This window comes from Mesorhizobium sp. M0019, from assembly GCF_040323975.1.
In the GTDB taxonomy this organism is placed as follows: domain Bacteria; phylum Pseudomonadota; class Alphaproteobacteria; order Rhizobiales; family Rhizobiaceae; genus Mesorhizobium.
The window spans coordinates 1-22,429 of record NZ_JAMYVK010000013.1; the positions used below are offsets into that span (position 1 = coordinate 1).

The window sequence follows — 22,429 nt, forward strand, 5'->3', positions numbered from 1 at the left end:
ATTGCAGGATGATCTGGAAGGGCGTGCCGAAGGCGAGATCGCCGGTCAACTGGTCGGGAATGTCGACGACTGCTTCGCGCGGATCAGAGCGCGCCACCGTGACGACGGTCTGGCCGGGCGAGACCGTCTGGCCGACCTCGGCGCCGACGGCGGTGACAACGCCATCGAAGTCCGAGAACAACCTGGTATAGCCAAGCTGTTCCTGCGATTTGGCCAGCGCCGCATTGGCCCGCTCGACACCGGCCGCGGCGGCCTGCCTGGCTTGCCGCGCGGCGTCGAAGACGGCCTGCGAGGTGTTAGCGGCGACAAGCAACTGGCGCTGGCGCTCCTCGCTGGCGGCGGCATTGGCAAATTGCGCCTGCGCGTTGGAGAGTTCTGCCTTCGCCGCCTGCACGGCAAGCTCCAGCGCCGTCGGATCGAGCGCCGCGATCGTCGTGCCCCTGGTGACGATATCGCCGACCCTGACATCGCGGACGACGACCCGGCCAAGCAGGCGGAAGGCAAGGTCGGCGCTGAACTGCGGTTCGACAGATCCGGCGAATCCGAAGGTCTCTACGGTGCGGGGCTCGACCACCACCGACAGCACAGGCCGGATGATCTCGGGCGGCTTCTCTTCCGATTGCGAGCAGGCGCCGAGCACGAGCCCAAACAGGGCAGGAACAAGCGGGGCAGGGCTGCGCAGGAGCCGGTTCATTGCTCCGCTCCCGCTATCTCGACGGTCTGGCCGGGGCTGAGCAACTGGCCGCCGGCGGTGACGACGGTTTGGCCTGCCTCGAGCCCCTTGTCGATGATGACCGAGCCGGATCCGAAGGCCAGCACCTCCACCTGTCTCGCTGCCACCGCCTTGGTCGCTTGATCGACGACCCAGACGGCCGGCTTGCCCGCGCTCGAGGTCAATGCCTGCCACGGCACGATGACGGCCTTCGACGGCTGGGCGCTGACCGAGCCGATGACGGCCGCGCCGAGCGGCATGCCCGCGGGCGTGTCGGGAATGGCGACCTTGACCCGGATCGAGCCTGAAGCCGGATCGACCGCCGGCGAGATTTCACGCACCTTGCCCATCGCCTTGATCTGCGGATTCGACAACAGCGTGATTGTCACCGCGGGTGCTGCCGGCGTCTTTGCTACCATCGTTTCCTCTACGTTGAAGACCGCATCGCGGTCGCCATCCTCGGCAAGGGTGAAGACGGTCTGCGCCGCCTGCACCACCTGCCCGGCTTCGACCTGGCGCACTGTGATCACGCCTGCCGCACCCGCCTTGAGTTCGGTGAAGGAAAGGTCCTCTTTAGCATTGGCGAGCGAGCTCTGAGCGGCATCGACGCTGCCTCGCGCCACCTTCGACGCCTGTTCGGCCGCATCATAGTCGCGCCTCGTGGTGTAGCCCTGGGCAAGCAGTGTCTTTTGCCGTTCGAAGGCGGCGGCGGCCTGGGTCAATTGCGCCTGCGCGGCGTCGAGATCAGCCTGCGCCGAGCGCAAGTCGAATTCCTGTTCCTGCGGATCGATGCGGGCGAGCACGGTACCTTGATCGACATGCTGCCCGACGTCGACAAGCCGTTCGGCGACGCGGCCGCCGACCCGGAACGAAAGATTGTTTAGCGTGCGCGCAGCGATCACACCGGTGAGCGAAGTCCTTGGCGCATAGTTGGCGATCGCCACGGTCTCGGTGAGGACCATCACAGGCAGTTTCTTCGCGGCGGCCTCCTGCTTCTGGCAACCGGCCAAAAGCAAAGGCAGCATTGCCATTGCGCAGGCTAGAATTGTGGAGGCAGGAAAAGACAAATGGGTTTTGACCGGCGGCGGCGAGACGGACGATGTCGCGTTCCTGCTCATAGCTCCCTCAACTGCGCGGACCGCCCCCTGTAGCAAGACGGCGCGGACAATGGCGAGGATAATTGATCCCCGCAAAAAGGAAACCTCTTCTCGTACGCGTATAGGCGGTTGGGTAAGCTGGCCAGTTAACGCATCGGCGACAGGCCCAATCACCCGCCGCCAGTGCCAACTTGAGGAAAACCTGAAATAAGCCCAGAAGAGTCTCAACAGCCATCAAACGAGAGCGGGCGCCGGCCCGGTGAGGGATACGATGACAAATTCAGCCATTTCCGAACGCAAGAGCCAGTCGATTTCGCGCGGCGTCGGCATGACCACTCAGATCTATGCCGATCGCGCCGAAAACTCGGAGATCTGGGATGTGGAAGGCCGCCGCTACATCGATTTCTCGTCCGGCATCGCCGTCGTCAACACCGGCCACCGTCACCCCAGGGTGATCGAAGCGGTCAAGGCGCAGCTCGACCGCTTCACCCACACCTGCTATCAGGTCGTGCCCTATGAGAGCTATATCAGGCTGGCCGAACGGCTGAACGGCATGCTGCCCGGCAAGTTCGACAAGAAGACGATTTTTGTCACCACCGGCGCCGAAGCGGTCGAGAACGCGATCAAGATTGCGCGCAACGCCACCGGCCGGCCGGCGGTCATCGCTTTTTCCGGCGGCTTCCACGGACGCACCTTCATGGGCATGGCGCTGACCGGCAAGGTCGTGCCTTACAAGGTCGGCTTCGGCGCCATGCCGGCGGATGTCTTCCATGCGCCGTTCCCGGTTCCGCTGCACGGCGTGTCGGTCGCCGATTCGCTGGCTGCGCTCGACCGGCTGTTCAAGGCCGATGTCGATCCGGCCCGCGTCGCCGCGATCATCGTCGAGCCGGTGCAGGGCGAGGGCGGCTTCTACGAGGCGCCGCGCGATTTCATGACCGCATTGCGCAAGATCTGCGATCAGCACGGCATGCTGCTGATCGCCGACGAGGTGCAGACCGGCTTTGCCCGCACCGGCAAGATGTTCGCCATGGATCACCACGAGGTGGCGGCCGACATCACCACCATGGCCAAGAGCCTGGCCGGCGGCTTCCCGTTGGCGGCGGTCACCGGGCGCGCCGATGTCATGGATGCGCCGAACCCCGGCGGGCTCGGCGGCACCTATGGCGGCAGCCCGATCGGCGTCGCCGCGGCGCATGCCGTGCTCGACGTCATCGACGAGGAGAAGCTCTGCGACCGGGCCAACACGCTGGGCAACCGTCTGAAGCAGCGCCTGCAAGCGATCCGCGACGAAGCCCCGGAAATCGTCGATATCAGAGGCCCCGGCTTCATGAACGCGGTCGAGTTCAACGATGTGGCGAAGGGGCTGCCGTCGCCGGAACTCGCCAATGCGGTCCGGCTGAAGGCGCTCGACAAGGGCCTGATCCTGCTCACCTGCGGCGTCTACGGCAACGTCATCCGCTTCCTCGCGCCGATCACCATCCAGGACGGAGTCATGAACGAGGCGCTCGACATCCTGGAAAGTTCGATCCGCGAGGCCCGCGCTGCCTGAGCGATACGATTATCCTGCCGCGCGGGCCGGCTCTGCCTGCTGGAAGGCGGCGAGCGCTGCCTTCAGCCCGTCGGGCCCGGTCGCGACAGTCTGCGGCGACGGCGAAAAGCCGGCGCCGAGCATCTTGCGGCCAAGCATGTGGTCGCCGGGCCGGTTGACCGATTCGATGCCGAGCAGCCGGCTTGCGGCATAGTGGTAGATCGAGAATTTGTTCTCGGCCACGTCGCCCAGCACGACATGGCTGTCGCCGCCCGAAATCAGGCCGACCATCTGCAGCTTCATGTCGCCGATATCGGACCAGAACCACGGCACCGCCGAGTAATTGTCGGTGTGGCCGACGATGGTGCGCGCGGCGAGCCGCGCCTGGTCAGTGGCGTTCTGTACCGATTCCAGCCGCACATCGCCGCCGGTGAACCAGTGCCGGTAGGAGGCGGCATCGCCGATGGCGAGGATTTCCGGCACCGACGTGCGCATCTGCTGGTCGACGCGGATGCCGTTGGCGATGGCAATGCCGGCGGCTTCGGCCAATTCGACATTCGGCACGACGCCGATACCGATGACGACCACCTGCGCCGGCAATCTCTCGCCAGATGAGGTGATTGCAGCCGAAACACGGCCGTTCTCGCCCTCCAGCCGTTCGATGGTGGTGCCGGTAAGAATGCGCACACCGGTGGCCTCCAGCCGCTGGCGCACATGGCCGGCGATGACCGGTGCCACGGCGCGGCCGAGCAGCCGGTCGACCGCCTCGACCACCGTAACCTTGCGGCTTGCCGCGGTGAGCGTCGCGGCAATCTCCAGGCCGATGAAGCCGCCGCCGAGGATGACGACCTCCTCGCTTTGCGCGCTCAATTCGCGGATCAGGCGGGCATCGCCGAGCGAGCGCAGCGACACAACGCCAGAAAGCTCCGAACCCGGCAGCGGCAGCAGGCGCGGCCGCGCGCCGGTGGCGAGGATCAGCCGGCCGAACGGCAGCACGCCGCCGCCCGATATCTCCAGCCTGCGGCCGCCTACGTCGATCCGCTCGACCCGGATGCCTGGCCGGAAGTCGATGGCGCTGCCGGTATAAAAAGCCTCGCCGCGCAACGGCTGCGGCTTTGCTTGCTGATCCTTGATGAAGGTCTTCGACAGCGGCGGCTTGTGGTAGGGCAATTCGTTTTCGTCGCCGACCAGGATCACCGGGCCGTCATAGCCTTCTTCGCGCAGGCTGGCGGCCGCTTGCACGCCCGCATGACCCGCACCGACAATGACGACCCCGTTCTTCATAACAGCCCGATTCCTCATCCAAATCTAGGACGTCTCGCCAGGTGGCGATTGTCCGGCGCCGCCGCAAGAGCGCCGATCCGGGTCGCACCCGGAACGGCCGCCTGTCAACTGCGTCATGCGCCGGCATTCCTCATACGTCGGTGTTAAAGTTGACAGTTCTAGTTTAGAATAATTCTAAACTGTTGTTTCAATTGAATTTTTTCTATGCCACCAGTTGACATCCGGCGTCTTCGCCGTTTTATGGAAGCTCGCGCGTCAGCGCATCCCTTTGATGTCTGGGCCTTGAACCCTTTCGATTGGAGGCATTTCGGTGTCTTTCTTCCGCGAACCGCGCGATGGCGCGACCCTTCTTTGCCCGCTGGCAACTGCCCGCCGCGGCGCCGGCATTTCATTGATTCCCGAGGAGAGACAATCATGAGAACGATGATCACGGCGCGGTATGGCGGCAGGCTTGCGGCGATCGGCGCCACCGCGATGCTGACGGCGGCCGTGTTCGTGCTGCCGGCCAAGGCGCAAACCGATGCCAAGGCGGTCATCAAGACCTATTCCGACATTGCGCTCGCCAAATACGAGGATTCGCTGATCACGGCCGAGGCGCTCGACAAGGCTGTCGATGCGCTGCTCGCCAAGCCATCTGCCGAAACGCTGAACGCCGCCCGCGAGGCCTGGAAGGCATCGCGCGTTCCCTATCAGCAGACCGAGGTCTATCGCTTCGGTAATGCCATCGTCGACGACTGGGAAGGCAAGGTGAACTCCTGGCCGCTCGACGAAGGCTTGATCGACTATGTCGCCAAGAGCTACGGCACCGAGTCGGACGCCAACGTGCTCTACACCGCCAATGTGATCGCCAACAAGTCGATCGAGATCAACGGCAAGAAGGTCGACGCCACCGACCTGACGCCGGAGTTCCTCTCCGGCACCCTGCAGGAGGCCGGCAGTATCGAGGCCAATGTGGCGACCGGCTATCACGCTATCGAATTCCTGCTTTGGGGTCAGGACCTGCACGGCACCGGTCCGGGCGCCGGCGAACGGCCCTACACCGACTACGACCTCGCCAATTGCACCGGCGGCAATTGCGACCGTCGCGGACAGTATCTGAAATCGGCGAGCGACCTTCTGGTTTCCGATCTAAAGGATATGGTCGACGACTGGAAGGAAGGCGGCGCCGCCCGCAAGAACCTTGTCGATGGCGAGCTGAACGCCGCCATTTCGACCATCTTCACCGGCATGGGCTCGTTGTCCTATGGTGAGCTCGCCGGAGAGCGGATGAAGCTCGGCCTCTTGTTGCACGACCCGGAAGAGGAGCACGATTGCTTCTCCGACAATACCTACAACTCCCATCTTTACGATGCGATCGGCATCCGTGCCGCCTATCACGGCAGCTACAAGCGGCTCGACGGCACTGTCGTCGAGGGGCCGTCGGTGGCCGACATGGTCAAGGCGGCCGACCCGGCGGTTGACAAGGAATTGTCGGACAAACTGGACGTCACCGTCGCCAAGATGGAGGCCATCAAGGCGCGGGCGCTTGCCGGCGAGGCCTATGACCAGCAGATCGGAGAAGGCAACACGGAAGGCAATGCCACCGTGCAGGCGGCGATCGACGCGCTGGTCGATCAGACCAAGTCGATCGAACGCGCCGTCGGCACCCTGAAGCTCAATGCGATAGCCTTCGAGGGTTCGGACAGCCTCGATTCACCGGACAAGGTGTTCCAATAAACTATCGAAACCACCAGCCACACGCCGCAACGAAGCGCCGTTAGCCAGAGCGACAAATGCTGATCTGCCATTGCAACATCATCACCGAAAAGGAGATAGAGCAGACGATCGTCGGACTGCTGGATGAGGACCCCTGGCAGCTGATCGTGCCGGCCAAGGTCTATCACGCCATGCACAAGCGCGGTCGCTGTTGCGGCTGCTTCCCAAATGTGGTCGAAACGATCATTCGGGTCACCGAAAATTACCATGCCCGCTCGGCGGCGAGTGGCGTGGACATCGTTTCACACCTGGATCGCGTTAGAGGCCTACGCGTCCAATACGGGAGCAGAACCCATGAAAGGCGAACAGCAGATCATAGAGCGGCTTAACGAGGCTCTGTTTCTGGAACTTGGGGCGGTCAATCAATACTGGGTGCATTTCCGGCTGCTGGAAGACTGGGGATACGCCAAGCTAGCGAAGAAGGAACGCGCTGAATCGATCGAGGAAATGCACCATGCCGACCGGCTCGTGGCGCGCATCATCTTCCTCGAGGGCCATCCGAACCTGCAGTCCGTGGCGCCGCTGCGCATCGGGCAGAATGTCAAGGAAGTGCTCGAATCCGATCTTGCCGGCGAATATGACGCGCGCACCGCCTACAAGCGTTCGCGCGAGGTTTGTAACGAAGCAGGCGACTACGTGACGATGAAGCTGTTCGAGGAATTGCTGGCTGACGAGGAAGGTCACATCGACTTCCTCGAGACGCAACTCGACCTGCTCGCCTCGATCGGCGAAGAAAAGTACGGCCAACTCAACGCAGCGTCGGCCGACGAGGCGGAATAAGGACATGCCGGAATGCGGCGCCCCCTAGATTTCATGCGCCGCTTGCGGCCGGCCGAGCATTGTGGCCTGCCGCCTCAGAAGAAGCCGCGATACATCCTTCGCGGCGCCTTTCTTGCCGTGGTGGCGGCGCTCACAGCCTCGGCGCTGGCCGGGGCACCGCAACCGGCGGGGCTTGCCACCAGCCGCACGGATCTGACGCCGAAGGATCTGGCGCGCGTCATCGCCATCACCAGGCCGACCAGCGATTTCTCCAAGCCCGAGCAATTCGAGCTGATGCAGGGCGGCGCCGGCACCTCGAAGAAGGACGTCAACAAGGACGCCTTCTCGCAATCCTCTGCCAACATCAGCTTCGAGGAAGAGGGTACCTTCAAGCTCGGCAACGCCATTTTCCGCAAGAACTGGGTGTCCTCGCCATCCTCGACACAAGCCTCGGATGGGCTCGGTCCGTTGTTCAACGAGCGCGCCTGCCAGAACTGTCATCTGAAGGACGGCCGCGGGCATCCGCCCGAAGGCGACAGCGGCACCACCTCGATGTTTCTGCGCCTGGCAAGGGAAGCCAGTACCGAGGAGGAGAAAGCCGCGCTCGCCGATCACAAGGTGCTCAACTTTCCCGACCCGGTCTATGGCACGCAGCTGCAGGAATTGGCCGTTCCCGGCCTGCAGGGCGAAGGCAGGATGCATGTCGACTATCAGGACGAGAAGGTGAAATTGGCGGACGGCAGCACGGTGTCGCTGCGCAAGCCGAGCTATTCGGTCGACGGTCTCGCCTACGGGGCGCTCGATCCACACACCACGCTGTCGCCGCGCATGACGCCGCCGATGATCGGCCTTGGCCTGGTCGAGCAGATCGCTCCTGCCGACATCCTTACGCGTGCCGATGCGGCCGACCGCGATGGTGACGGGATTTCCGGCAGGCCAAACATAATACGCGACGCCAGCAGCGGTGAACTGACGCTCGGCCGTTTCGGCTGGAAGGCGCAGGCGGCATCGATCCGCCAGCAATCGGCGGACGCTTTTGCCGGCGATATCGGCATTTCGACGCCTGAGGTGCCGAAGCACTGGGGCGATTGCAGCGCCGCGGAAAAGACCTGCCTTGCCCTGCCTAACGGTGTGCAGGAGCGCCTCGGTCCGGTCGAAGCGCCGCCGCCGGTCATGGACCTCGTGACCTTCTATTCGCAAAACCTTGCCGTGCCGGCCCGGCGCGATCTCGACAGACCGGACGTGCTCGCCGGCAAAAAACTGTTCTACGATATGGGCTGCATCTCCTGCCATACGCCGAAATTCGTCACCCGTCGCGGCACCCCGAACAAGGCGCAGGCCTTCCAGCTGATCTGGCCTTATTCCGATTTCCTGCTGCATGACATGGGACCCGGCCTTGCCGACGGACAGGCGGTGGGCGAGGCCACGGGAAGCGAATGGCGCACGCCGCCACTGTGGGGCATCGGGCTCACCCAGACCGTCAGCGGCAACACCTTCTTCCTGCATGACGGGCGCGCACGAAGCCTGGCCGAGGCGATTCTGTGGCATGGCGGCGAGGGCCAGAAGGCGCGTGACCGCTTTGCCGCTGCCGATGCGGCCGACCGCGCCGCGCTGATCAAGTTTCTGGAGTCGCTCTGATGCGGAAGCGTCTTGCATTCGCTCTGATGCTGGTCCTCGCCGGTGCGCTGCCGGCATCCGCGGCGGTGAAGGCTTCGGATGTGATCCAGCGGGCGATCGACGGCTTCGTCCGCCCGGCCTATGCCAGACTGCATGACCATGCGGACAGCTTGGCCAAGACCATGCACGCGCTTTGCCAAGCGCCCTCGCGAGACAATCTCGATGCGGCACGCGCCGAATTCTCAGGCGTCGTGGATGCCTGGTCGGTGGTGGAAATCATCCGTTTCGGGCCGATCGCGGAAAACAAACGGCTTGAGCGCATGCTGTTTTGGCCGGACCGCAAGAGCATCGGCCTGAAGCAGGTGCAGGCGGCACTTGCCGGCAAGGATCCGACAGCCGCCGATCCGGCCCAGCTGGCTACAAAGAGCGTCGCCATGCAAGGGCTCGGCGCACTGGAATTCGTCCTCTACGGCGACGGAGCCGGTCAATTGGTCGGCAGGGACGACGCCTATCGCTGCGCCTACGGTGCGGCCATTGCCGGCAATGTCGAGACGATTGCCGGCGAGGTTGGCGATGCCTGGAACGAGCCCAACGGCTTTGCCGCGCTCTGGGCCAATCCGGGTCCGCAGAACGCGCTCTACCACGACGGAACTGAAGCGGTGACCGAACTGGTCGGCGTCTTCATCAACGAGCTGGAAATGGTCCGCGACGTACGCCTGAAAGGCTTCCTGGGCGCCAAGCCGGAGGCCGACAAACCGAAACAGGCGATCTATTGGCGCTCGCAAAACACCGCCCGCTCGCTGACCGGGAATCTGGCCGGCATGGACACGCTGTTCCAGGCCTCGCAGCTTGGCGACGCGCTGCCGCCCGATGCGCGCTGGATGGCAGAATCGGTCCACATCCAGCTCACCAACGGGATCGAGGCGGCCAAGGCGATCAGGGGACCGATCGACAAGGCACTTGCCGATCCGGCGCTGCGCCAGAAGCTCGACTATTTCTCGCTGGTGACATCCAGCCTGACGACCCTGATCGGCACCAGGCTGACCGCCGAATTCGGCCTGACCGCCGGGTTCTCGTCATTGGATGGCGACTGATCATGAGGACGCCGCTGATCGATCGGCGCGATTTCCTGAGGGCCGCCGGCGCTGGTTTCGTAGCGGCGATGGCGCCGTCGGCCTGGGCAAAGACACTCGACGCCGACGCGGTCTTCGCCACCGCTTTCGTCAAGCGCGACGGCAGCTATGGCGCGGCCGTCCTGTCCGAGGCCGGCAAGTTGTTGCACACGATCGATCTGCCCGATCGGGGTCACGACGTTACCTTCGACCCGGTGTCCAAGCGTTCGGTGGTGTTTGCCAGGCAGCCGGGCACCTTTGCTGTCGTCTTCGACCATACCGGCCGCGGTGAACCGCGCACCATTGCCAGCGTTGCCGGCCGGCATTTCTTCGGCCATGGCGTGTTCTCGGCCGATGGCACGCTGCTCTACGCAACCGAGAACGATTTCGACAATGCCGCCGGCGTCGTCGGCGTCTATGACGCGCATGCGAAATTCAAGCGCATCGGCGAGTTCCCGACCTACGGCACAGGCCCGCACGAGCTGTTGCTGCTTTCCGACGGCAGGACGATTGCTGTGGCCAATGGCGGCATCGAGACGCATCCGGATTATGGCCGCGCCGAGCTCAACATCGCAACGATGAAGCCTTCCTACGTTCTGGTCGACCGCCTTACCGGAGATCTCACCGAAAAGCACGAATTGCCGCCGGCGCTGCACCAATTGTCGATCCGCCATATGGATGCCGACCGGTCCGGCACCGTCTGGTTCGGCTGCCAGTACAGGGGGCCGGGTACCGATCGTCCCCCGCTGGTTGGCCGCGCGCCGCGCGGCAAGGACTTGCAATTGCTCGATATGTCGCAGGATGTGCTCTCCGGCTTCAGGAATTATATCGGCTCGGTCGCCGCCAACCCTGCCGCCGGCACCATCGCCGTGTCTTCGCCTGAGGGCAATTCGCTTGCCGTGATCGACGCGGCCAGCGGCCGCATCGTCGCCACCAAGGCGCTGGTCGAGGTTTGCGGCGTTGCAGCCGATGGGGAAAGCTTCATGGCGACGACCGGCGCCGGCGATATCGTCGAGTCCGGTGGCTCGATACGTTCCGAGCCGGACTATGTCTGGGACAATCACGTGCTGCGTATCGAGCAGGTCGGCTAGTCCCGATACCTATTGTGGCGATTGCGTGCGTTGGAACTTACATTCTTGGACCCGCGCCGAAGCCAAGTCGCCTGACGATTTATCCATTATTCCCTTGCGGGGATCAGCCCTGGCGGGCAGAGGGAAGTTGTTTTCGAAACTGTCTCAACCGGCCGCTTCATGAAATTGCTTGCCATCGACTGTGCCGCCAATCTCTGCGCCGCCTGCGTCTACGACGCGGCGGCCGGGAAAGAACTCGGCCGTTCGGTGCTCGATCTCGGTAAGGGTCATGCCGAGCATCTGATGGGTGTCATCGAAAAGGCGTTGGGGACCAGCAGAACCGACTATTCCGGCCTCGGCGCCATTGCCGTTTCGACGGGTCCGGGCTCCTTCACCGGTCTGCGCGTCGGCGTCTCGGCGGCGCGCGGCCTTGCGCTGGCGCTGAAAATCCCGGCGATCGGCGTGACGACTCTGGAGGCCCTGGCGGCGCAAGCGAGAGCGGCATTTCCCGGTCGCGCCGTGCTCGCCGCGCTCGATGCAGGTCGCGAGGAGATCCATGCGGCACTTTACGATGAAGCATCCGTTTTGATTTACGGTCCCTCGGTGACCACGCTCTCGCAAGCCGCCGCCAAGGCGGTTGACAGCTCCGCGGTTCTGGCCGGTACGGCGGCAACGCAAATTGCCGCCTCGGCCGGGCGCGCCTTCGACGTCGGCGCGACAGCGGCCACCGCCGACATCGCCGTCTATGCCCGGCTGGCCGCCGCCCAACGTGCCGGTAAAAAGGGCGAGGGCGAAAAGCCGAAACCACTCTATCTGCGCGGCGCCGACGCAAAGCCTCAGGCAGGCTTTATTCTATCGAGGCAAGACCATGATCCCAAAAAGTGGAAACCGGTTTTGGGAAAAGATCATGGTCCAAACGGAAACAAGTCCTGATGCGCATTCCTTTCCTCCAGTCGCGCCGCAGGGACTATGCGCTCGAGCCGTTGACGGTTGCCGATAGCGCGGCCATGTCGGTGCTGCATCGCGAGGATTTCGCGCGGCCGTGGACCGACGACGAATTCGCCGCGCTGCTCGAGCAGGACACGGTGTTCGGCTATGCCGCGCGCGAGACCGGACAGGGTGCCAAGCCGCCGGTCGGCTTCGTGCTGGCGCGGCTCGCGGCCGGCGAGGGCGAGATCCTGACGGTCGCGGTGGCACGCTCGCATCGGCGCCGGGGGCTCGGCTGGCAATTGATGGATGCGGTGCTGCGCGAACTGCACGCACAGCGCGCCGAGGCGCTTTTCCTCGAGGTCGACGAGACCAATGTCGCCGCGATCGCGCTCTACCGGCGGTTCGGCTTCCGCGAGGTCGGCAAGCGCGCCAACTATTACAAGTCGCCGGAGCACGGCCCGACCGGCGCGCTTGTCATGCGCCGCGATCTTCGCTAGCCAAACGCCGGGGTGGTGCGGATGATCGGAAAAATCAGGATTTTCCTGGCCCTGGGGCTGGTTGTCGTCGGCTCGCTGGTGCTTGTGCCGCTGCAGATATTGTCGATGCGGACCGGGCTCTGGCGCGAGACCTTCATCCTGAAAATCTGGCACAGGATGATCGTCAGGACGCTGGGGCTGCGCATCCATGTCAAGGGGACTCTGTCCGAACAACGCCCATTGCTGGTTGCGTCCAACCACATCTCCTGGACCGACATCATGGTGCTGGGGTCGATGGTCGACGTGACGTTCATCGCCAGGGCCGACATGGCCGGCTGGCCGTTGATCGGCATGCTGTCGAAGCTGCAACGCACGGTCTTCATCGAACGTGAGCGTAAGCGTTCGTCGGGCGACCAGGCGAGCGAGATCGCCGGCCGCATGGCCAAGGGCGACGCCATGGTGCTGTTTGCCGAAGGCTCGACCGGCGACGGCAACATGATCCTGCCGTTCAAGAGCACGCTGTTCGGCGCCGCTACAATGGCGATTGCGGAAGGGGCGGCCGAACAGGTCTTCATCCAGCCGGTGGCGATCGTCTATACGCGCCTGCATGGCGTGCCGCTCGGCCGCCGGCATCGGCCGGTTGCCGCCTGGATCGGCGACGAGGAGCTGATGCCGCACCTCAAGGTGCTGATGGCCGAGGGCGCCCTCGACGTCGAGGTGCATTTTGGCGAGGCGATTGCTTTCTCCAAGGGCTCCAGCCGCAAGGAGACAGCAAAGCAGATGGAACGCCAGGTACGCGAGATGGTACAAGCGGCGCTCGCCGAACCGCGTCCGAGCCGGTAGGCTGCGCAGGTTCCGGCCAGATTCGTCTGTTTTTTGTCGGGGAAAGGCGCTAGAAGCCGCGAAATGGAATTGAACACGATAGAACGCGACGACATCGGCGCTGCCGCCGAAGACCTGGTCGTTCCGCCTGCCGCGACCAGAAAGGTCTTCGTCAAGACCTATGGCTGCCAGATGAATGTTTACGATTCGCAGCGCATGACCGATGCGCTGGCGGCCGACGGCTATGCCGCGACAGACGCTATCGGCGAGGCCGATCTGGTGCTGCTCAACACCTGCCACATCCGCGAGAAAGCGGCGGAAAAGGTCTATTCCGAACTTGGGCGCATCCGTGAGTTGAAGGCCGAGCGTGCAAAGGCCGGGCGCGAAATGCTGGTCGGCGTCGCCGGCTGCGTGGCGCAGGCCGAGGGTGCCGAGATCATCCGCCGCTCGCCGGCCGTCGACCTGGTCATCGGCCCGCAGACCTACCATCGGCTGCCCGGTGTGCTGGCGAGGGCGCGTGGCGGCGAAAAGATCGTCGAGACCGACTATGCCGTCGAGGACAAGTTCGAGTATCTGCCGCAGCCGAAGCGCGCCGAACTGATCAGGCGCGGCGTGACGGCGTTCTTGACCGTTCAGGAAGGCTGCGACAAGTTCTGCACCTTCTGTGTCGTGCCCTATACGCGCGGCTCGGAAGTCTCGCGGCCGGTGGCACAGATCGTCGCCGAGGCCGAGCGCCTGGCGGATGCCGGCGTGCGCGAGCTGACGCTGCTCGGCCAGAACGTCAATGCCTGGCATGGAAGAGGCGAAAACGGCGGGGAATGGGGCCTTGGCCGACTGCTGTTCAGGCTGGCCGAGATTCCAGGCCTGGCGCGGCTGCGCTACACGACCAGTCATCCGCGCGACATGGAGGATGAATTGATCGCCGCCCATCGTGATTTGCCGACGCTGATGCCCTATCTACATTTACCGGTGCAGTCCGGCTCCGACCGCATACTCAAGGCGATGAACCGCAGGCATATGGCCAAGGACTATCTGACGTTGATCGACCGCATCCGTGCCGCACGGAACGACATCGCACTGTCCGGCGATTTTATTGTCGGCTTTCCCGGTGAGACGGAAGCGGATTTCGAGGCGACCATGCAGTTGGTCGAAGACGTCAACTATGCCTCGGCCTTTTCGTTCAAATATTCGCCGCGCCCCGGCACGCCGGGCGCCGAGATGAGCGATCACGTGCCGGAGGCCGTCAAGGACGAGCGCCTGCAGCGGCTGCAGGCGCTGCTGCTGAAACAGCAGCAGGATTTCGGCACCAGCCTGGTCGGCAGAACCATCGACACGCTGATCGAAAAGCCGGGCCGCCAGGCCGGCCAGAAGGTTGGCCGCTCGCCCTGGCTGCAGCCGGTTATTGTTGATGAAAAGGCCGGCGAAATCGGTGACATTATCCAGGTACGAATCACGAAGACGGGCTACAACAGCCTGTTCGCCGAATTGGCCTGAAGGTCTCGGCAGATGAGGAGAGACGGTTGAGCGCTGCTGAAGTGAAGAACCTGCCCCAGAACCTACCCTCGGGGGCCTCGGATATCGCGCACATCGTACTGACTTTCGACAACAACAAGCTTGCCAGCGCCCTTTACGGCCAGTTCGACGAGAATCTGGCCCGACTCGAGCAGAAGCTCGGCGTCGATATCCGCTCGCGCGGCAATCAATTGACCATCAAGGGCTCTTCCTCGGCCGCCGAGCAGGCACGCCGCGCCTTGGACAATCTTTACGGCATTCTGCAGAAAGGCACCGACATCGGCCAGTCCGATGTCGACGGCGCCGTGCGCATGGCGATCGCCAGCGACGACCAGCTGACGCTGCCGACGCTGGAGCGCAAGGGCAAGGTGTCCGCCGCCCAGATATCGACGCGCAAGAAGACCATCTATGCCCGCTCGCTCAACCAGGACGCCTACATGCGCGCGCTGGAGCGGTCGGAACTCGTCTTCGGCATCGGCCCGGCCGGCACCGGAAAGACCTATCTGGCGGTGGCGCATGCGGCAATGCTGCTCGAACGCGGCATGGTCGAACGCATCGTGCTGTCGCGCCCCGCGGTCGAGGCGGGCGAACGGCTTGGCTTTCTGCCGGGTGACATGAAGGAGAAGGTCGATCCCTATCTGCGGCCGCTCTATGACGCGCTCTACGACATGATGCCGGCCGACAAGGTCGAGCGGGCGATTGCCGCCGAGGTCATCGAGATCGCGCCGCTGGCGTTCATGCGCGGCCGTACGCTGGCGCACGCTGCCGTCATACTCGACGAGGCGCAGAACACTACGCCGATGCAGATGAAGATGTTCCTGACCCGCCTCGGCGAGAACTCGCGCATGATCGTCACCGGTGATCCGACCCAGATCGATCTGCCGCCAAACACCAAGTCCGGCCTGGTCGAGGCGCTGAGAATCCTCGACGGCGTCACCGGCATGGTGACGGTCCGCTTCAACGAAGGCGACGTCGTCAGGCATCCGCTGGTCGCCGAGATCGTCAAGGCCTATGACCGCGACGGCAAGCTGGCCAGGGGCCTGGGTGTCGAAAGCTGATATGATTATGCGGCCGCATGGCTGAGGAGCAAAAGGCGGGGGGGCCGCTTCCCGTCGAGATCGACATCGCGATCGAGGCGGGCGACTGGCCCGACGAGACGACGCTGACGCGGCTGGTCGACCACGCCGTCTCGGCCGGCTTTGCCGAAACCGGTGCCGACGGCCGTTCCGAGCTCAGCATCGTCTTTTCCGACGATGCCCATATCCGTACGCTCAATGCCGGCTGGCGCGGCAAGGACAAGCCGACCAACGTCCTGTCTTTTCCGGCTTTTCCGTTTGCCAGGGGCGGGCCTCTGCCGCCGATGCTCGGCGACATCGTGCTGGCCGCCGAGACTGTCGCGCGCGAGGCGGCACTGGAAGACAAGCCCATCGAGGACCATATCTCCCATCTCGTCATCCATGGCCTGCTGCATTTGCTGGGCTATGATCACGAAACCGATGCCGAAGCGGAACTGATGGAAGCGACAGAGCGCGCAGCACTTGCGAGGCTTGCCATTCCCGATCCCTACACGTAATTACAAAAGACCAATTGACCGGACGATGATGAACGACAAACCAGAGACTGCCGCCCGCTCCGACGCCGGCAGTGTGATCAAGCCTTCCGAAACGACGGAAGAGGGCTCGAGTCCGAGTACCTCGACCGGCAGCTTCGCCAGCGAGGCATCGCCTGCCGGTCCTTCCCTGTTTGATCGCGTGCTCGGGCTTTTCAGGCACCGCAACGGCACCAGCCTGCGCGAGGAGATTGCCGGTGCGCTTGCCGAAACGGCGAGCGATGCAGAATCCTTCTCGCCTGGCGAACGCGCCATGCTCAACAACATCCTGCGCCTGCGCGAAGTGCGCGTCGAGGACGTCATGGTGCCGCGCGCCGACATCGAGGCGGTCGAGATCACCACGAAGCTGGGTGATCTTCTGGGGCTGTTCGAGCAGTCCGGCCATTCCCGCATGCCGGTCTATTCGGAGACGCTCGACGATCCGCGCGGCATGGTTCATATCCGCGACGTGCTGGCGCACATCACCAAGGTCGCCCGCGTCAGAAAGGGCAGGACGACAAGGAAAACTCCGGTCGCGACGGTTCTCGATCTCGCTCAGGTCGATCTGGCGCGCACCATCGGCGATCTCAACCTGATCCGACCGGTGCTGTTCGTGCCGCCGTCGATGCTCGCCTCCGACCTGATGGGGCGGATGCAGACGACGCGGACCCAGATGGCTTTGGTCATCGACGAATATGGCGGTACTGACGGTCTCGTCTCGCTCGAGGACATCGTCGAGATGGTGGTCGGCGACATCGAGGACGAGCATGACGAGGACGAGCCGATGATTACCCAGGCCGGCGAAGGCGTCTTCATCGTCGACGGCAAGGCCGAGATCGACGACGTCGCCAAGATGATCGGCGAGGATTTCGCCGCCGGCGAGCACGGTGAATATGTCGACACGATCGGCGGCATGATCTTCAACACGCTTGGCCGGGTGCCGGCGCGCGGCGAAGTGGTGCAGGCCATACCCGGCTTCGAGTTTCATGTGCTCGACGCCGACCCACGCCGCGTCAAGCGCGTGCGCATCGTCGAGACCCTGAAGGGCGAGCGCCGCCGCCGCGCCGTCCGCACCGAGCAGGCTTGAAGGACGCGGCTTGCCCGATGCCGGTTGAGGACCCGTTCAAGTACTCAACCTTGGGCTCGGGTGTCTTCTACCAGAATCCGCGGGCCGCATTGACATGGCTTGAAAAGGCTTTCGGCTTCGAGCCGAGCATGGTGGTCAGCGATGCTAATGGCAGGCTCGTCCATTCCGAGATGCGGTTCGGCGACGGCTATATCATCGTCGATTCCGAATGGGCCGACCCTATAGCCAGCCCGGCTTCAGTTGCAGGCAAGAACACGCAGTCGGTCTATGTACGTCTCAAGGACGGGATAGATGCCCACTGCGATCGTGCAAGGGCGGCGGGAGCCGAGATCGTCGAGGGGCCTGCCGACCAGCTCTACGGTGAACGGCAGTACAGGGCGCGCGATCCTGAAGGCCATATCTGGACCTTTTCCCAGACTGTCCGCTCCGTCCCACGCGAAGAGGCTGAGCGGCTGGGCGGACTGAAGATCGAAGGCTGGCATCGATAGCTATGAGCGGACTTGTTCGCTCTTATCCGGTTTGGAGCCAAGGCCGCGGCCTGATAAATCTTGCTTCCTGATTCGCACGACTCGGAAGCATAGATGGAGCGCCAGGCCGGCCGGATAATTCTGCTTTGGGGCTGGCGGCGCGCGCTGGTTGCGTTTCTTGCCGGGGCGCTGGCGGTTCTTGCCCAGGCGCCGTACGATTTCTTCGCCGTCTGTTTCGTTTCGTTTCCCCTGCTGGTGTGGCTACTCGACGGCGCGACCGGCGAAGCCTCGGACGGTTTTCTGCGGCGCTTGCTGCCGGCTTTCGCCATCGGCTGGTGGTTCGGTTTCGGCTACTTTCTTGCCGGTCTCTGGTGGGTCGGCTCGGCGCTGCTGGTCGAGGCCGACAGCTTTGCCTGGGCCTTGCCGTTCGCGGTGGTCGGCATCCCCCTCGCGCTCGCCTTCTTCTATGGCTTCGCCGCTGTGGTCGCCCGGCTGTTGTGGAGCAATGACATCGGCCGCATCGCGGCACTTGCCTTCGGCTTTGCCTTGGCGGAATGGCTGCGCGGCTTCCTGTTCACCGGCTTTCCGTGGAATGCCGTCGGCTATGCGGCGATGCCGGTACCTTTGCTGATGCAGAGCGTCTCGGTGACCGGCATGGTCGGCATGGACGCGCTTGCGGTCTTCGTCTTTGCGCTGCCGGCGCTGCTTGCGGCGCGCCGGCATCTCCGCCTCGGCGCGGCATTGCTTGTCGTTCTCGTCGCCGCCCATGCCGGCTTCGGCTATATCCGGCTCGCCGCCCCCGAAAAGCCGGCCGCCCGCAGCCTTGACGTCCGTATCGTGCAGCCTGCCGTCGACCTTACGGAAAAATGGGATACCTCGGTGCGTGACCGTATCTTCGCCACCATGATGGGGCTTTCGGCCAAGGCGCCGGAACCCGGCCATGACAGGCCGCAATTGATCCTGTGGCCGGAGACGTCCGTGCCGTTTCTGTTCACCGAACGTCCGGATGCCCTGCCTGCGATCGGAGAGATGCTTGGCGATGGCCAGATGCTGGTCGCCGGCGTCGTTCGCGAGGAAGGCGGCTCGGCGGCCGGCAGCCGTTACTACAACTCTGTGGTGGCGATCGACGAAAGGGGCGAAATCGTCGATGCCGTCGACAAGGTCCACCTGGTACCCTTCGGCGAATACCTGCCTTTCGCCGATCTGCTCGGCCGCTTCGGGCTTGAGCAGCTTGTTGCCGGTCCAATGACCTTCGCGGCGGGCAATGAGCGGCATCCGATCGCGCTGCCCGGCGGTATCCGGGCGCTGCCGTTTATTTGCTATGAGGTCATCTTTCCCGATCTGGTCGCAGTTGACGCAACGTCAGCCGAGCTTATTGTGAACGTCACCAATGACGCCTGGTTCGGCGACACGCCGGGGCCGTACCAGCACTTCAGGCAGGCGCAGATCCGGGCGGTGGAGAATGGGGTGCCCCTGTTGCGCGCGGCTAATAACGGCATTTCGGCCGTTGTCGACCCGCGCGGTCGCATCGTCGACGCGCTGGCAATCGATGCACGCGGCGCGATCGATGTGCGGGTGCCGATCTCCAACCAAGCCATCGTTTCCTCCGGCCAGCGACGCATTAACGGAATGCTGATCATGTTTTTGCTTGCCGTTGCGGCATGCATTTTGAACGTAAGGCAAAGGCTACGGGCGAATTGACAGCCGACACATTAGAAACTCATACTGTAAGCGCCTGAAAATTTTCGAAGTCGATAAGGTCGTTCTGTTGGGGCACGGGCCGCGGCGTCGTTTGGGCAGCAAAATAGAAAAAGCCGGAAAAATTCGGCGAGGAAAAAATGACAGAAGAAAACAAGAAAAAGCCGAATCCGATCGACATCCACGTCGGAAGCCGCATCCGGCTTCGCCGCAATATGCTGGGAATGAGCCAGGAAAAACTGGGTGAAAACCTCGGCATAACGTTCCAGCAGATCCAAAAGTACGAAAAGGGCACCAATCGCGTCGGCGCCAGCCGTTTGCAGGCAATCGCCTCCATACTCGGCGTCCCCGTCGCCTTCTTTTTCGAGGATGCGCCCGGTCAGGAGCCCGTGGGCAACCGTGGATTTGCCGAGGATGCTTCGATGACCTCCGCCGTCGAATTCTGCGGCAGCCCGGAAGGCCTCCAGCTGAATCGCGCCTTCGTCAAGATCGCCGACGTGAAAGTGCGCCGCAAGATCATCGAGCTGGTGAAGTCGCTTTCCACCGACGAAGTCGATTGACTGGCCCGTGAAGAGTTCAACAAGGAAGGGGTCGCCGTAGCTGGGCATGCAATTTCTCGCGGCTGCGCGCATTGAGGGATGTTCATTCCGCAGATGCGCTGAAGCGCAGGTCGATTTCGCTCGACACGCTTCCTCGAAGCCGTTTTCCTCAGTCTGTTGGTGCAAGGGCTGATCGCAGTGCGCCCTGCCGCCGTCTCGGGATGCAAAGATAATAACGTCAAAATTCATGCCAGAACGGCTGCATGGCTTGACGAGCGACGCCCGGCACCGTTAACAACTGGCGCGCCAAAATCGGCGGCCTGCCGATATTTTTTTCAAGAGGGGACACCCGTGACGCGGCACAATTACTTCTTCACCTCGGAATCCGTTGCCGAGGGCCATCCCGACAAGGTCTGCGACCGCATCTCCGACGAGATTGTCGATCTCGTCTATCGCGAAGCCAGAAAGACCGGCATGGACCCGTGGAAGGTCCGCGTTGCCTGCGAGACGCTTGCGACGACCAATCGCGTTGTCATCGCCGGCGAGGTGCGCGTCCCCGAGACGCTGCTCAAGAAGGACAAGGAGGGCAACGTCCTGAAGGATGCGGCCGGCCATCCGATTGTCAACCCGGCCAAGTTCAAGTCGGTCGCTCGCAAGGCGATCCGCGAAATCGGCTACGAGCAGGCCGGTTTCCACTGGAAGACAGCCAAGATCGAGGTCCTGCTGCACGGCCAGTCGCCGGATATCGGCCAAGGCGTCGATAACGCCTCCGACCGGCAAGGCGAGGAGGGAGCCGGCGACCAGGGCATCATGTTTGGCTATGCCTGCCGCGAAACCCCGGACCTGATGCCGGCGCCGATCTATTACAGCCACAAGATCCTCGAATTGCTGGCGGCTGCGCGCCATGAAGGCAGCGGTGATGCCGGCAGGCTCGGGCCGGATGCCAAGAGCCAGGTCACCGTCCGCTATGTCGACGGCAAAGCGGCGGAAGTGACGCAGATCGTGCTGTCGACCCAGCATCTCGATGAGACGTGGGATTCGAAGAAGGTGCGCAACGTCGTCGAGCCCTATATTCGCGAAGCACTGGGCGACCTGAAGATTGCCGACAATTGCAACTGGTATATCAATCCGACCGGCAAGTTCGTCATCGGCGGGCCTGATGGCGACGCCGGCCTGACCGGCCGCAAGATCATCGTCGACACTTATGGTGGGGCTGCGCCTCATGGCGGCGGCGCTTTTTCTGGCAAGGACACCACCAAGGTCGACCGCTCGGCGGCCTATGCGGCGCGTTATCTCGCCAAGAACGTGGTTGCCGCAAAGCTCGCCGATCGCTGCACCATCCAGCTTTCCTATGCGATCGGTGTCGCCCAGCCGCTGTCGATCTACGTCGACCTGCACGGCACCGGCAAGGTCGACGAGGCAAAACTCGAGCGTGCACTGCGCGCCGTGATGGACCTGTCGCCGTCCGGCATCCGCCGCCACCTCGATCTCAACAAGCCGATCTATGCCAAGACGTCGTCCTACGGCCATTTTGGCCGCAAGGCCGGCCGCGACGGATCCTTCTCCTGGGAGAAGACCGATCTCGCCAAGGCGCTCAAGGACGCTCTCGCCGAACCGGTCGCCGAAGCAGTCGCCGCCTAACCGCGGCGCCTATGGATCCGAAGGACCGGCCAAGCCGTGCGACCGAGGCCTTTTTCGGTCGCCGGCGCGGCAAGACCATTCGACCACAACAGGCAGCGGCGCTGGAGAGCGGCTTCGCCGCCTACAGGCTCGATCTGACGGTTGAACCGCCGGCCGACTTGCGCAGCCTTTTCGAAGCCGAAGTTTCGGCTGTCCAGCTCGAAATCGGTTTTGGCGGCGGCGAACATCTTCTGCACCGTGCTACGGCCAGCCAGGCGACCGGCTTTATCGGCGTCGAGCCTTTCGTCAACGGCATGGCCAAGATGATGATGGCGGTCCGGGAGCGGCCGCTTGCCAATCTGCTCGTCTATGACGACGACGCCACACGTCTGCTGGACTGGCTGCCGCAGGCTTCGCTTGACGGCATTGATCTTCTCTATCCGGATCCGTGGCCGAAGAAGAAGCACTGGAAGCGGCGCTTCGTCAGCCCGGTCAATCTCGACCGCTTCGCGCGCGTCCTGAAGCACGGCGGAAAGTTCCACTTTGCGTCCGATATCGATAGCTATGTGAACTGGACGCTCCTGCATTGCCGGGCGCACGACGCCTTCACGTGGCAGGCAAGCGAAGCAGCCGACTGGCACCGGCCCTATGATGGCTGGCCGGGGACGCGCTATGAGGCCAAGGCCATTCGCGAAGGCCGACGGCCCGCCTATCTCACCTTCGTGCGGAAATAAGCGGGAAAGTAGAGCTGAGCAC

Annotated in this window: 22 protein-coding genes; 19 read left to right on the forward strand and 3 right to left on the reverse strand. The window is 63.5% G+C overall.

The genetic code is table 11. The features are described from left to right. Positions 1 to 694: efflux RND transporter periplasmic adaptor subunit (locus NKK47_RS11915; RefSeq protein WP_352576920.1), on the reverse strand; the 694-nt coding region annotated here is incomplete at its 3' end. Next, on the reverse strand, positions 691 to 1,674 hold the full coding sequence (locus NKK47_RS11920) for an efflux RND transporter periplasmic adaptor subunit (RefSeq protein WP_352577018.1): 984 nt from the start codon (positions 1,672 to 1,674) through the stop codon (positions 691 to 693). The genes NKK47_RS11915 and NKK47_RS11920, both read right to left, overlap by 4 nt. Before the next feature lie 406 nt (positions 1,675 to 2,080). Between NKK47_RS11920 and NKK47_RS11925 the strand changes: the two genes are divergently transcribed. After that, complete coding sequence (locus NKK47_RS11925) at positions 2,081 to 3,358, forward strand: 4-aminobutyrate--2-oxoglutarate transaminase (protein WP_352576922.1); 1,278 nt, start codon at positions 2,081 to 2,083, stop codon at positions 3,356 to 3,358. A gap of 9 nt (positions 3,359 to 3,367) precedes the next feature. On the opposite strand, the gene NKK47_RS11930 is transcribed toward NKK47_RS11925, so the two are convergent. After that, positions 3,368 to 4,621, reverse strand: coding sequence for an NAD(P)/FAD-dependent oxidoreductase (locus tag NKK47_RS11930; RefSeq protein ID WP_352576924.1), 1,254 nt, complete (start codon positions 4,619 to 4,621; stop codon positions 3,368 to 3,370). A gap of 423 nt (positions 4,622 to 5,044) precedes the next feature. On the opposite strand from NKK47_RS11930, the gene NKK47_RS11935 reads away from it, so the two are divergent. The 18 genes from NKK47_RS11935 to trmB all read left to right on the forward strand — a co-directional run bounded on the left by NKK47_RS11935 (position 5,045) and on the right by trmB (position 22,407). Next, on the forward strand, positions 5,045 to 6,337 hold the full coding sequence (locus tag NKK47_RS11935) for an imelysin family protein (protein ID WP_502904992.1): 1,293 nt from the start codon (positions 5,045 to 5,047) through the stop codon (positions 6,335 to 6,337). A gap of 56 nt (positions 6,338 to 6,393) precedes the next feature. Further along, positions 6,394 to 6,705, forward strand: coding sequence for a (2Fe-2S)-binding protein (locus NKK47_RS11940; RefSeq protein ID WP_023676882.1), 312 nt, complete (start codon positions 6,394 to 6,396; stop codon positions 6,703 to 6,705). Beyond that, entirely contained in the window at positions 6,671 to 7,156 is a 486-nt protein-coding gene (bfr, locus tag NKK47_RS11945; protein ID WP_023676883.1) for a bacterioferritin, read from the forward strand. The genes NKK47_RS11940 and bfr overlap by 35 nt, the downstream gene beginning before the upstream one ends. Positions 7,157 to 7,168: 12 nt before the next feature. Beyond that, the gene (locus tag NKK47_RS11950) at positions 7,169 to 8,773 is read left to right on the forward strand and encodes a di-heme oxidoreductase family protein (protein ID WP_352576926.1); all 1,605 of its coding nucleotides are present in this window, start codon (positions 7,169 to 7,171) and stop codon (positions 8,771 to 8,773) included. After that, on the forward strand, positions 8,773 to 9,846 hold the full coding sequence (locus NKK47_RS11955; protein ID WP_352576928.1) for an imelysin family protein: 1,074 nt from the start codon (positions 8,773 to 8,775) through the stop codon (positions 9,844 to 9,846). Before NKK47_RS11950 ends, NKK47_RS11955 begins: the two co-directional genes overlap by 1 nt. Positions 9,847 to 9,848: 2 nt before the next feature. Then, the gene (locus tag NKK47_RS11960) at positions 9,849 to 10,955 is read left to right on the forward strand and encodes a DUF1513 domain-containing protein (RefSeq protein WP_023676886.1); all 1,107 of its coding nucleotides are present in this window, start codon (positions 9,849 to 9,851) and stop codon (positions 10,953 to 10,955) included. Positions 10,956 to 11,114: 159 nt separating this feature from the next. Further along, positions 11,115 to 11,867 carry a tRNA (adenosine(37)-N6)-threonylcarbamoyltransferase complex dimerization subunit type 1 TsaB gene (tsaB, locus tag NKK47_RS11965; protein WP_023676887.1) on the forward strand — a complete coding sequence of 251 codons (753 nt, stop codon included), beginning with the start codon at positions 11,115 to 11,117 and terminating at the stop codon, positions 11,865 to 11,867. Then, entirely contained in the window at positions 11,867 to 12,361 is a 495-nt protein-coding gene (gene rimI, locus NKK47_RS11970) for a ribosomal protein S18-alanine N-acetyltransferase (RefSeq protein WP_023676888.1), read from the forward strand. The genes tsaB and rimI overlap by 1 nt, the downstream gene beginning before the upstream one ends. A gap of 21 nt (positions 12,362 to 12,382) precedes the next feature. Next, positions 12,383 to 13,183, forward strand: a complete 801-nt coding sequence (gene olsA, locus NKK47_RS11975; RefSeq protein ID WP_023676889.1) for a lyso-ornithine lipid O-acyltransferase — start codon at positions 12,383 to 12,385, stop codon at positions 13,181 to 13,183. 63 nt (positions 13,184 to 13,246) lie between these two features. Next, complete coding sequence (gene miaB / locus NKK47_RS11980; protein WP_023676890.1) at positions 13,247 to 14,656, forward strand: tRNA (N6-isopentenyl adenosine(37)-C2)-methylthiotransferase MiaB; 1,410 nt, start codon at positions 13,247 to 13,249, stop codon at positions 14,654 to 14,656. Between the two features lie 26 nt (positions 14,657 to 14,682). Next, positions 14,683 to 15,732, forward strand: coding sequence for a PhoH family protein (locus NKK47_RS11985; RefSeq protein WP_023676891.1), 1,050 nt, complete (start codon positions 14,683 to 14,685; stop codon positions 15,730 to 15,732). 17 nt (positions 15,733 to 15,749) lie between these two features. Next, complete coding sequence (ybeY, locus tag NKK47_RS11990; RefSeq protein WP_023676892.1) at positions 15,750 to 16,247, forward strand: rRNA maturation RNase YbeY; 498 nt, start codon at positions 15,750 to 15,752, stop codon at positions 16,245 to 16,247. 28 nt (positions 16,248 to 16,275) lie between these two features. Then, positions 16,276 to 17,349 carry a hemolysin family protein gene (locus tag NKK47_RS11995; RefSeq protein ID WP_023676893.1) on the forward strand — a complete coding sequence of 358 codons (1,074 nt, stop codon included), beginning with the start codon at positions 16,276 to 16,278 and terminating at the stop codon, positions 17,347 to 17,349. Positions 17,350 to 17,366: 17 nt separating this feature from the next. Further along, positions 17,367 to 17,837: a VOC family protein gene (locus tag NKK47_RS12000; RefSeq protein ID WP_352576931.1), complete on the forward strand. Its 471-nt coding sequence runs from the start codon at positions 17,367 to 17,369 to the stop codon at positions 17,835 to 17,837. 93 nt (positions 17,838 to 17,930) lie between these two features. Then, complete coding sequence (gene lnt / locus NKK47_RS12005) at positions 17,931 to 19,517, forward strand: apolipoprotein N-acyltransferase (protein WP_352576933.1); 1,587 nt, start codon at positions 17,931 to 17,933, stop codon at positions 19,515 to 19,517. 137 nt (positions 19,518 to 19,654) lie between these two features. Continuing rightward, entirely contained in the window at positions 19,655 to 20,074 is a 420-nt protein-coding gene (locus NKK47_RS12010; RefSeq protein WP_023676895.1) for a helix-turn-helix domain-containing protein, read from the forward strand. Positions 20,075 to 20,404: 330 nt separating this feature from the next. Further along, positions 20,405 to 21,694: a methionine adenosyltransferase gene (metK, locus tag NKK47_RS12015; protein ID WP_023676896.1), complete on the forward strand. Its 1,290-nt coding sequence runs from the start codon at positions 20,405 to 20,407 to the stop codon at positions 21,692 to 21,694. Between the two features lie 11 nt (positions 21,695 to 21,705). Continuing rightward, positions 21,706 to 22,407: a tRNA (guanine(46)-N(7))-methyltransferase TrmB gene (trmB, locus tag NKK47_RS12020; RefSeq protein ID WP_352576935.1), complete on the forward strand. Its 702-nt coding sequence runs from the start codon at positions 21,706 to 21,708 to the stop codon at positions 22,405 to 22,407. Positions 22,408 to 22,429: the final 22 nt, after the last annotated feature.

What these genes read in the sequence shown, in the direction of transcription:
- NKK47_RS12000 (WP_352576931.1), top strand. Translation starts at nt 17,367, where the DNA reads ATGCCGGTTGAGGACCCGTTCAAGTACTCAACCTTGGGCTCGGGTGTC.
- trmB (WP_352576935.1), top strand. Translation starts at nt 21,706, where the DNA reads ATGGATCCGAAGGACCGGCCAAGCCGTGCGACCGAGGCCTTTTTCGGT.
- NKK47_RS12010 (WP_023676895.1), top strand. Translation starts at nt 19,655, where the DNA reads ATGACAGAAGAAAACAAGAAAAAGCCGAATCCGATCGACATCCACGTC.
- NKK47_RS11920 (WP_352577018.1), bottom strand. Translation starts at nt 1,674, where the DNA reads ATGGTCCTCACCGAGACCGTGGCGATCGCCAACTATGCGCCAAGGACT.
- rimI (WP_023676888.1), top strand. Translation starts at nt 11,867, where the DNA reads ATGCGCATTCCTTTCCTCCAGTCGCGCCGCAGGGACTATGCGCTCGAG.
- NKK47_RS11950 (WP_352576926.1), top strand. Translation starts at nt 7,169, where the DNA reads ATGCGGCGCCCCCTAGATTTCATGCGCCGCTTGCGGCCGGCCGAGCAT.
- NKK47_RS11960 (WP_023676886.1), top strand. Translation starts at nt 9,849, where the DNA reads ATGAGGACGCCGCTGATCGATCGGCGCGATTTCCTGAGGGCCGCCGGC.
- NKK47_RS11925 (WP_352576922.1), top strand. Translation starts at nt 2,081, where the DNA reads ATGACAAATTCAGCCATTTCCGAACGCAAGAGCCAGTCGATTTCGCGC.
- lnt (WP_352576933.1), top strand. Translation starts at nt 17,931, where the DNA reads ATGGAGCGCCAGGCCGGCCGGATAATTCTGCTTTGGGGCTGGCGGCGC.
- ybeY (WP_023676892.1), top strand. Translation starts at nt 15,750, where the DNA reads ATGGCTGAGGAGCAAAAGGCGGGGGGGCCGCTTCCCGTCGAGATCGAC.
- NKK47_RS11955 (WP_352576928.1), top strand. Translation starts at nt 8,773, where the DNA reads ATGCGGAAGCGTCTTGCATTCGCTCTGATGCTGGTCCTCGCCGGTGCG.
- bfr (WP_023676883.1), top strand. Translation starts at nt 6,671, where the DNA reads ATGAAAGGCGAACAGCAGATCATAGAGCGGCTTAACGAGGCTCTGTTT.
- NKK47_RS11995 (WP_023676893.1), top strand. Translation starts at nt 16,276, where the DNA reads ATGAACGACAAACCAGAGACTGCCGCCCGCTCCGACGCCGGCAGTGTG.
- miaB (WP_023676890.1), top strand. Translation starts at nt 13,247, where the DNA reads ATGGAATTGAACACGATAGAACGCGACGACATCGGCGCTGCCGCCGAA.
- NKK47_RS11930 (WP_352576924.1), bottom strand. Translation starts at nt 4,621, where the DNA reads ATGAAGAACGGGGTCGTCATTGTCGGTGCGGGTCATGCGGGCGTGCAA.
- tsaB (WP_023676887.1), top strand. Translation starts at nt 11,115, where the DNA reads ATGAAATTGCTTGCCATCGACTGTGCCGCCAATCTCTGCGCCGCCTGC.
- NKK47_RS11940 (WP_023676882.1), top strand. Translation starts at nt 6,394, where the DNA reads ATGCTGATCTGCCATTGCAACATCATCACCGAAAAGGAGATAGAGCAG.
- NKK47_RS11935 (WP_502904992.1), top strand. Translation starts at nt 5,045, where the DNA reads ATGATCACGGCGCGGTATGGCGGCAGGCTTGCGGCGATCGGCGCCACC.
- olsA (WP_023676889.1), top strand. Translation starts at nt 12,383, where the DNA reads ATGATCGGAAAAATCAGGATTTTCCTGGCCCTGGGGCTGGTTGTCGTC.